Annotated in this window: 9 protein-coding genes; 4 read left to right on the forward strand and 5 right to left on the reverse strand. The window is 46.9% G+C overall.

All coding sequences use genetic code 11. The features are described 5' to 3' along the window. Nucleotides 1–31 precede the first annotated feature (31 nt). A complete protein-coding gene (miaE, locus tag DET62_RS00935) occupies nucleotides 32–814 on the reverse strand; it encodes a tRNA isopentenyl-2-thiomethyl-A-37 hydroxylase MiaE (protein WP_011234287.1) in 783 nt (260 codons plus the stop codon). 198 nt (nucleotides 815–1012) lie between these two features. Here miaE and DET62_RS00940 point away from each other — a divergent pair, with 198 nt between their 5' ends. Continuing rightward, entirely contained in the window at nucleotides 1013–1612 is a 600-nt protein-coding gene (locus DET62_RS00940; protein ID WP_011234286.1) for a Yip1 family protein, read from the forward strand. An 87-nt stretch (nucleotides 1613–1699) separates the two neighbouring features. On the opposite strand, the gene DET62_RS00945 is transcribed toward DET62_RS00940, so the two are convergent. Beyond that, entirely contained in the window at nucleotides 1700–3244 is a 1545-nt protein-coding gene (locus DET62_RS00945) for a leucyl aminopeptidase family protein (RefSeq protein WP_110012655.1), read from the reverse strand. A gap of 28 nt (nucleotides 3245–3272) precedes the next feature. Then, on the reverse strand, nucleotides 3273–4652 hold the full coding sequence (gene cysS, locus DET62_RS00950; RefSeq protein ID WP_110012654.1) for a cysteine--tRNA ligase: 1380 nt from the start codon (nucleotides 4650–4652) through the stop codon (nucleotides 3273–3275). 117 nt (nucleotides 4653–4769) lie between these two features. Here cysS and DET62_RS00955 point away from each other — a divergent pair, with 117 nt between their 5' ends. Together DET62_RS00955 and DET62_RS00960 are read left to right on the forward strand one after the other, a co-directional pair. Next, nucleotides 4770–5267 (forward strand): peptidylprolyl isomerase, encoded by a 498-nt coding sequence (locus tag DET62_RS00955; RefSeq protein WP_110012653.1) that lies wholly within the window; start codon nucleotides 4770–4772, stop codon nucleotides 5265–5267. Between the two features lie 4 nt (nucleotides 5268–5271). Next, nucleotides 5272–5973 (forward strand): UDP-2,3-diacylglucosamine diphosphatase, encoded by a 702-nt coding sequence (locus tag DET62_RS00960; RefSeq protein WP_011234282.1) that lies wholly within the window; start codon nucleotides 5272–5274, stop codon nucleotides 5971–5973. On the opposite strand, the gene DET62_RS00965 is transcribed toward DET62_RS00960, so the two are convergent. Together DET62_RS00965 and DET62_RS00970 are read right to left on the reverse strand one after the other, a co-directional pair. Then, on the reverse strand, nucleotides 5955–7658 hold the full coding sequence (locus tag DET62_RS00965; RefSeq protein WP_011234281.1) for a GNAT family N-acyltransferase: 1704 nt from the start codon (nucleotides 7656–7658) through the stop codon (nucleotides 5955–5957). The two genes, DET62_RS00960 and DET62_RS00965, sit on opposite strands and share 19 nt — an antisense overlap. Before the next feature lie 126 nt (nucleotides 7659–7784). Next, a complete protein-coding gene (locus tag DET62_RS00970; RefSeq protein ID WP_110012652.1) occupies nucleotides 7785–9431 on the reverse strand; it encodes a M28 family metallopeptidase in 1647 nt (548 codons plus the stop codon). Between the two features lie 176 nt (nucleotides 9432–9607). On the opposite strand from DET62_RS00970, the gene DET62_RS00975 reads away from it, so the two are divergent. After that, nucleotides 9608–11767 carry a TonB-dependent receptor gene (locus DET62_RS00975; RefSeq protein ID WP_110012651.1) on the forward strand — a complete coding sequence of 720 codons (2160 nt, stop codon included), beginning with the start codon at nucleotides 9608–9610 and terminating at the stop codon, nucleotides 11765–11767. Nucleotides 11768–11791: the final 24 nt, after the last annotated feature.

Raw genomic sequence — 11791 nt, forward strand, 5'->3', positions numbered from 1 at the left:
TCCGGTTATTACTTTGAGAGCCGGTGCACACTCAAGCGTGCACTGGTACTCCTGAGTGAAAACGTAGCTCAGTATCTTCAGACATAATCAATTCTGCTTCCCACTCTCTGAACTGATTAACCCGCTCGGTAATGTCCGTATCGCTTAGCTTCTGCGCTAACTCGAGGTAATCCTGATAATGGCGTGCTTCTGAACGTAACAGGGACACGTAAAAGCGAGCTATATCCTCATCCAGATAAGGAGCCAGTGCGGCAAAGCGCTCACAAGAGCGCGCTTCAATAAGAGCGCCTATAATTAACTTATCAATTAAAGCCTGCGGCTCGTATGTACGTACATGCCGGATCAGGCTGGCCGCATAACGCGATGCGCTGAGCTTATAAAGGGGCACATCACGCGCCTGCATTATTTCAAGAACCTGCTGGAAGTGATGTAGCTCTTCCCGAATTAAACGGGACATTTTATCAATAATTTCGTCGGCGTATGGTTGTGACTCTGCGGCTTGTAAAGCGTGAGACAGCTGCTTGCTTTGTTTAAGTTGTTGAAAATCTCCGATACCGCGATAAACCAGGTCTTCGTATGGCTGCAGAGCGTCAAGCAGGGTTTGTCCGTGATCTTTATTAACGGCATAACGGCGCAGCAATAAGGCTGCACTTTGAGCCGCTTTTAGCTCACAGTGCAAATGATCCAGTAAGATGACGGGCAGATTCTCAGCCAGCGACGCTTGCTTAACCCACTCAGGAGGTGTTCGGCAAAGTAAAAACGAGTGTATTGGGTCGAGTAGATTTAGATAGGGTTCGACGAGACTATAGTTCACAGCGATCCTTCTTGGCGTAAAAGGTGTAATAAGAAATTAACAACTAACCCTTTGTTCTATAACAAAAGGCCTTGACAGAATACCGGTGGTGCTGAATATTAGATACATGGGGTGAATTTTTCAGAAGTACCCGCATCAAAAATTATAACGTATTTACGAATTTGGCGGTATGACCGCGAACTATGGGGAAGTGAAATTATGATACTGAATCATATTTGGGGTTTATACGCCCATCCAGCGCAAGAGTGGAAATCGATAGACAGCAAGCGTGAGAGCTTTCTTTATTCGTGTTCTCATATTTTACTGATAGCAATATTACCTTGTCTGGCAGCTTACTATGCTTCAGCTCATATCGGCTGGAGTGTTGGTGCCCGCGAGTCTATTTATCTTACCCAAAGCAGTGGCATCATGCTTGGCGTTGCAATGTATATTGGTATTTTGGGAGCCACGTTTGCGTTGGCTTACTTAATTTACTGGATGGCAAAAACCTTTGGTGCTGATCCCAGCTATACGAAATCGCTTGAATTAGCAGCTTACGCGGCAACTCCGGTTATTATGTCGGGGATAGCGTCAATTTATCCTGAGCTGTGGTTTGTTGCTTCCGTTTTTCTTATTGGTGTGGCTTATTCGGTTTACCTGCTTTACTCAGGCCTACCGGTTATTATGCACATTCCGGAAGAACGTGGCTTTCTGTACGCGAGCTCGGTAGTGACCGCAGGTCTTATTGCTATGGTTGTATTAATGGCAACAACCGCCATTTTATGGACCAATGGTTTTGGGCCAGATTTTATTTCTTAAGGTAAATGCTAAATAAAAAAATGCCCGGTTCTGTTTAACCAGAACCGGGCATTTTTTATTGTTTTCAATAAAGTGCTTTCGTAAAAGTTATTTCTTCAGGTAATGACCCGCCAGACAAGTAACCGGAGCTGCTGTTGGTTTGCCGTGTTGCCAGTCTCCGCCTTCCACACCGCTACCGGCAATATCAATATGGATATAACTTATTGGGTGCTCACTATCAATGCCATGATTGTCCAGACCGGACACCCCGGTCAGAAATGCCATTGGGAATTGGTGTCCACGTGGCGTAGCGGCAGAAGGACCGTTGTTAGATGACAACAGGTCATCGCATAAGGTACGGCCTTTAACAAAGTCAAAATCTTCACGACGCGACCAGGATATTTCTGTCGGGTCACCATAGGTTTCGCCTGCATTGAATAGAGCCTGAGCCAGATTTTGACGACGTGCATGGCCATTGGGTACCAGAGCACTGTATGGACCTTTTGAAAGGGCTGCGTGGCCTGTCAGAGTTGCTACCGTATACAACTCGTGTTCTCCGTCACTTTTCGCCGCTTCCTCACGTAAATGCGACAACAAGTCGGCCATTATCAGGCGACCTTCGGCGTCGGTATTGCCAATGCGAACACGCTTTCCGCTGTGGCCGGTAATAATTTCATCGGCAACAAAAGCATCCGAACCAATGCTGTTACGTACCGCGCCAATTTCAGCAATCACATTAAGGTGTTCTGGCTGTATTTCCGAAACCGTTTTTAAGAAGCCGGCAACGCCTGCAGCGCCACCTTTATCGCGGCTCATACCGGCCATATGACCACCGGTTTTTAAGTCAGCACCACCGGTGTCGTAAACAATACCTTTACCGGCAAACATGACCGTACGTTCCGGGTTATTGCCGTGGTACTCAAGGCGAATAACACAAGGGCGGTGACGCTCTACAGCCATTGACGAGCGACCAACGGCTGCCAGTAGAGGATACTCATGCTGTAGCTGCTGGTAGTCATCGATAACCGTGACCTTAACCGAAGTGTGGGCAAAGGCCTGGCGGCAATACTCAGCGAATTTAGGTGGTGCCATACGCTCAGGTTCGGTACCTGCAAGGTCGCGGGCAACGCGTTTACCGGCTTCAACTGCCATAGCCCATTCAGCGTCGAGCTCTCCGACTAAAATGACGTTCTGGGTCGGTTCAATGGCTTCTTCACCATGAGCTTCGCGAGCTTCCAGTGGCTGATAAAGTGCCTGACAAAAGCCAAGGTAAGCGGCTAAAAAGGCTTGCTGATAACGTTCGTCATTTACGTTGACATTATTCAGGGCAATAACCGGATGGCGTGCGCCAGCATCCTGTGCGACTTTTGCTGCAGCATGTGCCGCATCGAAAACTTGACGGACATCGTCAAAGTCACGGTTTAACGGCCCGGTAGGCGCAGCGACCAAACGCTGGCCCGGAACACCGTCTGCTTTTAACAGCAACGGCTGTTTTCCTACTCTTTGATCGGTAATTTGTGCCTGCTGGATAGTTTCAGCCAAAGCTGAGTCGTCAATAGAATCAAAATTTCCAATTAAGATAAGTGCGTCGGCACCATCTTTTGAGTATGCGTCAGCCAGTGAGCTGACGATTTGCAACTGTGCAAATGCCATAGGTAAAACCTCTTAATCAGTTTGTCGGTTAAGCGCGACGCCAGCGGGTGCCTTCAGCACCGTCTTCTAAAACAATGCCCATGTTGGTTAGTTCATCACGGGCTTCGTCTGCTGCTGCCCAGTCTTTATCTTCCCGGGCCTGATTACGCTTGGCAATCAACGCTTCAATTTTGGCGACATCGTCGTCGTCACCCTGTAAAAACTCTTCCGGAGACTGTTGCAGCAGCCCCATAACTTCAGCCAGCTCAAGCAAAACGTGCGCTAACTGCGCGGCTGTGTCCGGAGCACTCTCGCGGTTGCGGTTAATTTCCCGGGCAATTTCAAATAACACACTCATGGCTTCCGGTGCGTTTAAGTCATCGTCCATTGCCTGCTGAAAGCTCTGCCAGTATTTGCTACGCAGTTCTTCGCTGGCGGTTTGCGGTGTTATGTCACGCAATGCGGTGTATAAGCGCTCCAGAGCGGAGTGCGCCTGATCCAGATTTTCCTGAGTATAGTTCAACTGCGAGCGATAGTGGCTCGACAACAGGAAGTACCGCACCGTTTCCGCGTCGTATTGTTCCAGTACGCTGCGAATCGTAAAAAAGTTACCCAGTGACTTCGACATTTTTTCATTGTCGACCTGCACCATACCGCTGTGCATCCAGTACTTTACGTACTCAGATTGATTTGCGCAGCAGCTTTGAGCTATTTCATTTTCATGATGAGGAAAAGACAAGTCAGAGCCGCCACCATGAATATCGAAAGTGCTGCCTAAGTGCTTCTTATTCATTGCTGAACATTCAATATGCCAGCCCGGGCGACCTTCACCCCAGGGAGAAGACCAGCTGGGCTCTCCGGGTTTAGCGCTTTTCCAGAGTACAAAGTCGAGCGGATCTTGCTTGGCTGTATCAACATCAACCCGCGAACCGGCTTGTAATTGTTCTAAGTCCTGACGACTGAGCTTGCCATAATCGTTAAATGTGGAAACATCAAACAGAACGTCGCCGTTGCCGGCTTCATAGGCGTTGCCGTTTTCAATAAGGCGTTCAATCATCTGGATAATTTCATCCATATGACTGGTTACACGTGGTTCAATATCGGGACGGACTAAGTTCAACGCGTCAAAATCTTTGTGCATTTCCCGAATAAAACGCTCAGTCACCTGATGAAAATCTTCTCCGTTTTCAGCTGCACGTTTAATGATTTTGTCGTCCAGATCGGTGATATTGCGGACATATTTAACGCTGTACCCCAGCTTACGCAGATAGCGCACAACGATATCAAAGGCGACATAGGTTCTGGCATGACCAATATGGCAGTAGTCGTAGGTGGTAACACCGCACACATAAATACCCACGTGGCCGGGTTGAATAGGCTCAAATAACTGCTTTTTGCGGGTGAGGGTGTTAAATACGGTTAATGCCATAAATAGTGTCTCTTACTTTTAAACGGTTAGCGATGAAAACTGGGGGCTTATGATACCACCTATGGTACGGCTCTGGTACACTATTGGCTGGTTTAGTCAATGAAACAGGTACATTCAATGCAAGTCGTTTTACATACCAATCATGGTGATATCACTTTAGAAATGCACAATGAAACCGCGCCTAAGACTGTAGATAACTTTTTACAGTATGCCCGTGACGGTTTTTATGACGGCACAATTTTTCACCGTATTATTAGTAACTTCATGGTGCAGGGCGGTGGTTTTGAGCCCGGCATGAAGCAAAAAGAAACACGCGCGAATATTGAAAACGAAGCGCCGGCAGCAAAACCCAATGTGGTTGGCTCGGTGGCTATGGCGCGCACGCCCGATCCTCATTCCGCATCGTCTCAGTTTTTCATTAACGTGAACGACAATGCCTTTTTAAACTTTCAGAATGAAACACCGAATGGCTATGGTTATTGTGTATTCGCTGAAGTTGTTGAAGGTATGGATGTGGTAAACACCATTAAAGACGTGAAAACCGGTTCAGCGGGCTTCCATCAGGACGTGCCGGTTGAAGACGTGGTTATTGAAAGTGTGTCGGTTAAAGACTGATTCCATGACCACCGGTTTTATCGCTGACTTACATTTAAGTCCGGGGCGGCCAGATATTCTGGCTGCTTTTGATGACTTTTGTCAGCAACACCAAAATCTTGATGCGCTATATATTCTAGGTGATTTGTTCGATGCCTGGCTGGGCGACGACGACACCAGCGAATTTGCGGCGCAAGTAAAAAGTCAGCTGAAGCACATGACGGATAGCGGTGTACGCCTTTACTTTATGGCCGGGAACCGTGATTTCATGGTGGGTGAGCGTTTTGCCAGCGACGTTGGCTTAACTCTTCTCCCGGATGAAACGGTCATTGACTTGTATGGCGAGCGGATACTGCTGATGCATGGTGATACCTTATGTACGCTGGATAAAGGCTATCTGCGTTATCGGGCTATTATCCAGAATGCTATGGTCAAAGGTATTATGCGCAGCTTACCCTTGTCCTGGCGTATGCGTATTGCTAATCGGTTACGGCAAAAATCCAGTAGCCAAAGACCTGAATTAACCCCGGAACAGCTTTATAAAATGGATGCTCAGCACAGTGAAGTGCTGCATGTTATGGAAAAGCACGGCGTTAGAAAGCTAATTCATGGTCACACACACCGTCCGGCCGTGCATTGCTTTACTCTCGGTGACGGCAAACCTGCTAAACGTATTGTATTGGGCGACTGGTATCAGCAGGCCAGTGCTTATCTCGTTTCTAAATAACGCTTGCGCTTTTTCGCACTGAGTTTGGTGGTATCCACTAACACCAGTCCGTCTATCGAATGATTAAAATCCGGGTCAACGCCAAACTCTAAAAACTGCACTCCGCCGGGTTCGCATAGCTCTGAGTACTGTTTGTAAAGTGTGGGAATGGCGGAACCGATATTTGCCATGTAGCTTTTTAGCAGAACAAATTCATCGGCGTAGTTGTTACCGGTAAAGTCAGGCACCGTTGAGTCGGTGTTTAAACGATAAGGAATGTTCGCCCTTGCCATGGGTGTTTGCGGTGGGAAATGGCTGCTGTAAAATTTAACTAAAGCGGCCTGTGCATCCTTTGGTAAGGCGTTGCTAATACTGACAGAGCCAAATAAGTAACGATAATTTGGGTGCTTACGCAACAGAGCTCCAATACCAACCCAAAGATAGTCCAGACTGCGTTTACCCCAGTACCGGGGTTGAACAAATGAGCGACCCAGCTCCAGACTTTGCGGAAAAATCTCCTTCATAGCGTCTGAGAACTCATAGAATCCGTCACTGTAGAGTCCGTTTTGGCCGTGCGTTTCTATTATTTTATTGCAGTCGCCCAGACGGTAAGCACCAGCAATTTCAAGATCATCCGGATCCCAGAGTATCAGGTGCATATACCAGGTATCGTACTCATCAAGGTCGCGTTTACGCCAGGTACCTTCGCCCACGGTGCGAAAAGCCACTTCTCTTAAGCGGCCTATTTCCCGAAGAATAGGGGAGCTACCACTGAATTCATACAGATAAATCTTTTTGCCACATGGGGTTTCACCCAGTAATTCACAGGCCTCAATGGCCGCTTTCAAAGGCTGGCGCGACTCGGGACGGGCTATTGCTGTTTGAGTCGGGAAAATCGGCTTTTTTTGAGTGCCTAAACGGTACAGGTGCTTTTTAAACAGTTTAACCTGCTGATTTACACTCAACCCCTGATGAAGAAAGGCTTCAACCGGAATTCTTTGCCCTATATGACACTTAACCTGCTTACGTTGCTGACGAAACATTTCCTTCACCAGGAGCATGGTAGCTAAAGGCTTGTAGACCATAGAAGCGGTGTAAAACCAGGCAGAGTTGTGGGCATCAAGGCGTATAGGCAAAATGTCACTTTGAGTCGCCTTGGCTATTTTCAGAAAGCCACTTTGCCAGTGTGTGTCACGTACCCCGTTAGGGCGTAACCGCGACACTTCACCTGCAGGAAACAGTATGACGCACCCTTCGTCGTGAAGGTGGTTATGTATGTTGCGAATATCTTTGCGGCTGGGTTTGCCGCCGAAGACATTAACCGGCAGCAATAAAGAATTAAGAGGTTCGAGTGCAGACAGCCATTCATTGGCAACTATTTTTACATCGCTGCGCATTTCACTCACTAACTTTAATAACGCCAGCCCATCAAGAGAGCCTATCGGATGATTCGCAATAATAACCAGACGTCCGCTTACAGGGATATTATCCAGTTCTTGCGAAGAGTAGGAGTAAGTGAAATTGAAGTAGTCCAGAGTGTGTTCAACAAAGTCTATGCCTTCTAAAGAGGGCGAGCTTTTGCCAAACTTCTGAATGTCTTCTTCGTGTAAAAGGTTGCGTAAAACCCAGGTTGTTGGCTTTTCTAACCAGGGTTTACCTTTAATGAGTGGAAGCTTGTCATTAACGACTTTGTCTACAGATAACATCAAGTGCTCCGGCAGCTACTGATGGTAAAAGTGTAGAGAGCGTAAATGACAGTTTAATGACGGTCGCTAACAAAAAGGGAGCCGGTTAAGACTCCCTGGAATTCGTTCTGTGCTTTAACAGTACGCTTAGTCGTTAAATTGCTTACCGAAGAATGAGTCTTCCAGCCATTGTGGACGCTTATCGGCGTTCGCAATTTCTTTACCAATGGCAAAGTTAATATTGGTAAAGCGGGCTCCTGCTTCGTAGTTAATATCTAAATTGAGTCCATCGCTGGGCTTGTGATAGTGCTCAGCAAAAAACTCGCCCCAGACTTCGCCGCCGTCTTCACCTTCGGTACGTGAGGTAAAGCCAGTCATTAAAAATACCGCCGGAATGCCTTTTTTGACCAGAGTGTAATGGTCTGAGCGAGTAAAAATAGCCTGCTCAGGCATAGGGTCAGGGCTTTGCTTTGTATCGAATTGCTGAGCTGCCTTGCTAACAGTGTCACCCAAAGTTGAATGAGAAGCACCAAAGGCAATGACATCGGCAAAATCATACAGTAGTACCGGCATATCCAGGTTTACGTTTGCTACGATATTTTCTAAAGGAACCGTTGGGTTATTGGCAAAGTAGTCCGCACCTAACAGACCTTTTTCTTCTGCAGTTACCGACAAGAACATAATTGAACGGTCAAATTCTTGCTCTGACTCTACAAACAAGCGCGCGGTTTCCAGCATAATGGAAACGCCACTGGCATTATCCATCGCGCCATTATTGATATTGTCTTCGCGACTCATGTCTTTTACTACGCCGATATGATCGGAATGCGCAGTATAAACAACGTATTCGTCTTTCAGCGTTTTGTCAGAACCAGGTAATACGGCTGCGACGTTAGGGCTGGAAATTTCCTCGTGACGCGATTCACGAGCCAGGGTGACTTCGCCTTCCAGTTCAAACCCTTTAGGAGAGAAGTCCGGGTCTTCCTCAATTTTCTCGAAGATAGTGCTCAATTCAGTCGGAGCATTCGCAAACAGTTTCTCTGCAGGTTCATCATCAATATAGGCAGAACCTTTTAACTGCTGTTCTTCGCCTTTAGGTAAGCCATTAGGACCTAACCAGGTCATGCGAGGTGTCTTGGTGTAATAAACACTGGTTTCGTATTTGCGAGTTTTTTCGCGCACTGGTGTGTGTAGTGTAATAATGCCAACAGCACCTTTTTCGCGGGCAATATCACTTTTAATGTTGGCCAGGTGAGCACCTTCCTCGCTAGGTAAAAATTCCGGACGGCCGGTTAACATGACAACAATTTTGCCTTCTACGTCAAGGCCGTTGTAGTCATCAAGACCAAATTCAGGAGCTTCCATACCATAGCCGACAAAAACTAATGGCGCAGTAATTTCGTCCTTTTCTTCATAATGACTTGGACCGGTAATGAATTGCTTAGGGAATTCAAACTCGACCACTTCACCATTGTTTTCAAAGGTCATTCGGGCGCTGTTTTCTTTCAGTGTACTTTTACGAAAAGGAATGCGCTGATAATAAGTGCCGTCATCACCTGCAGGCTCAAGGCCTAACTGCTTGAATTCAGAAACGATGTAGTTCGAGGCAATTTCGTGCTCGTTGCTACCGGTTTCACGACCTTTAAGGTCATCGTCTGCAAGAAACTCTAAATGAGCACGAATATTGGATTCCTCAGCACGGATTTCCGTCGTTTTTGACTCGGGTTCTGATGCGCCACAAGCCGCTACCAGCAGGCTTAATGTAACGGGCAGAAGAATATGGGATGGCTTCATATCATGTCCTTGGTTTTATTTTTATCGTAATAGCGAAGCTAGTGTACCGCAGCAGATAACAGACAACCAGAGTGGATAGTTGAAAGAGTGTTGCAAAACGTATCAGGATTTTGTAATGTTATATTATTACAATAACGAGATGGCGTTAATCTGAAACAACGTTAACTGGAGTGGTTATGAAACTGAATGCGTTAACTCTTGCATTACTGGCAACAAGTACCGTCGTGCATGCGCAACAGCAAGAAGAACATGAACACATTAATGACTATGAAGTCATTGTCATTAATGCAAGCCCGCTGGATAAGACAGCGCTTGAATCAGCACAGCCGGTCAATATTATTTCTGGTGACGCGCTTAAGCAAAAGAATGCTCATAGTCTGGGGGAAACTCTGGCAATGGAACCGGGCATCAATAACACTCATTTTGCGAATGTCGCTGGTAGACCCATTATTCGTGGACTGGGCGGACCAAGAGTGAAAATTACTCAAAATGGTCTCGATACTGGTGACGTATCCCGTGGTGGTCCCGATCATGCAGTTACAACGGAAACCAGTACAGCACAACAAATTGAGGTATTAAGAGGGCCTGCAACTTTGCTTTACGGTAGTGGAGCAATTGGTGGCGTGATTAACGTGGTCGACAACCGGATCCCTTCTGAGCCTGTTTACGGCATTCAAGGTAATGCAAATGTGTCAGCCTCTACCAATAATGATAACAAAGAAGGCTCTTACGACTTGCAAATAGGCAATGGTCGCTGGGCACTTTATACCGATGCTTTTATTCGCCGCGCCAATGATTATGAGACGCCATCCTTTACGAATGACGAAGGTGAAACGGTAGACCATGTTGAGAACTCGTTTATTGATGCTCAGGGTGGCACCATTGGTGCCAGCTACCAGTTTGATGACGGCTTTTTCGGAGTGTCTTACCAGGGACTCTATCAGGAATACGGTATTCCCGGTCATGACCACGGTCATGGTGAGGAAGAAGATGAGCATGAGGAAGAGCCGGGTCATGAAGACGAGCATGAACACGCAGAGGCCGGCCCTTATGCAGACCTGGAGCAGGAACGTATTCAATTTGCCGGTCAGTGGCGTAATCCATTCAGTGGCTTTAACCGCTTAGATTTTCGCGCCGCTTTAACTGACTACCAGCATCAGGAAATTGAAGACAATTTCGTTGCGACTCAATTTGAAAATGAACAAAAAGAGATACGACTGATTGGTCAGCATAAAGAAATTGCAGGGTGGAAAGGTGCTGTCGGCTGGCAGTGGGACATCAGCGATAAAGCGGCTTTTGGAGAAGAAGCCTTTACGCCGAATACCTCGCGTCGCACTCAAGGCTTGTTCTGGGTCGTAGAGCAGGAATTTGGTTCTCATCACGTTGATTTAGGTGTTCGTCACGAGCGCACATCGCTTTCCAGTGAGGAGCGCAAACTGGATACCTTTGATGCCACTTCAGCGTCTGCTGGTTATCTCTACCACTTCAATGATCACACCTCGGTTTCATTTAACCTCAGTCATGCAGAAAGAGCTCCTGCTGCAAATGAAGTCTTTGCTAACGGGAATCACTTTGCAACCCGTACTTATGAACTTGGCCTGGGTTACGAACTACATGAAGAAGAGCTTGACGAGTATCATGTTGAGCCAAACGATGTGGCAATTAAAACCGAAACGTCAAACAACATTGATGTCGGGTTGCATTATGAAAATGACAGCTTTCATGCAAATTTGAACGTGTTCTACAATCGCGTTGATGATTTCATTTACGATGATTTTATTGGCCTTAACAGTGAACAATTGCATGGTGATGAGGACCATGACCACGAAGAGCATGCCCACGAAGAGGAGCACGAACACGAAGGCGAGCATGATCATGGCGGTCTGCAAGTGGTTCAGTTTAAACAAGTTGACGCCGAGCTTTATGGTTATGAACTCGAGTTAGACTGGAAATTCACAGAACAGTGGTCACTTCACGGTTTTAGTGACTATACCCGTGCAAAACAGCGTGATGGCGATGATTTACCGAGAATCCCGGCGCAACGCATTGGTACAGAAGTGCGTTATCAGGCCGTTGGCTGGGATGGTGCTATCGGTTATACGCGCTACATGGAACAGGATAAAATAGGGCAGAATGAGACCGTAACCGATGCTTATGGCTTACTGAACGCCCGCGTCAATTTTTACCCGGAGTGGTTAGCAAACTACGGTGCTACGCTTTATCTGAAAGGTGAAAACCTGACAGATCAGCTAGGCTTTGTTCACAGCTCCTTTATAAAAGATGACGCACCTGTTACCGGTCGTCGTTTCCAGGCTGGCGTATCTATTAGCTTCTAATTGAACCGCCCTCCCGAAAATAAC

This window comes from Idiomarina sp. H2, assembly GCF_004364275.1.
GTDB classification, from domain to species: domain Bacteria; phylum Pseudomonadota; class Gammaproteobacteria; order Enterobacterales; family Alteromonadaceae; genus Idiomarina; species Idiomarina loihiensis.

Coding starts and splice junctions, on each gene's coding strand:
- DET62_RS00960 (WP_011234282.1), top strand. CDS start 5,272: ATGACCACCGGTTTTATCGCTGACTTACATTTAAGTCCGGGGCGGCCA.
- DET62_RS00955 (WP_110012653.1), top strand. CDS start 4,770: ATGCAAGTCGTTTTACATACCAATCATGGTGATATCACTTTAGAAATG.
- DET62_RS00945 (WP_110012655.1), bottom strand. CDS start 3,244: ATGGCATTTGCACAGTTGCAAATCGTCAGCTCACTGGCTGACGCATAC.
- DET62_RS00970 (WP_110012652.1), bottom strand. CDS start 9,431: ATGAAGCCATCCCATATTCTTCTGCCCGTTACATTAAGCCTGCTGGTA.
- DET62_RS00975 (WP_110012651.1), top strand. CDS start 9,608: ATGAAACTGAATGCGTTAACTCTTGCATTACTGGCAACAAGTACCGTC.
- DET62_RS00940 (WP_011234286.1), top strand. CDS start 1,013: ATGATACTGAATCATATTTGGGGTTTATACGCCCATCCAGCGCAAGAG.
- cysS (WP_110012654.1), bottom strand. CDS start 4,652: ATGGCATTAACCGTATTTAACACCCTCACCCGCAAAAAGCAGTTATTT.
- DET62_RS00965 (WP_011234281.1), bottom strand. CDS start 7,658: ATGTTATCTGTAGACAAAGTCGTTAATGACAAGCTTCCACTCATTAAA.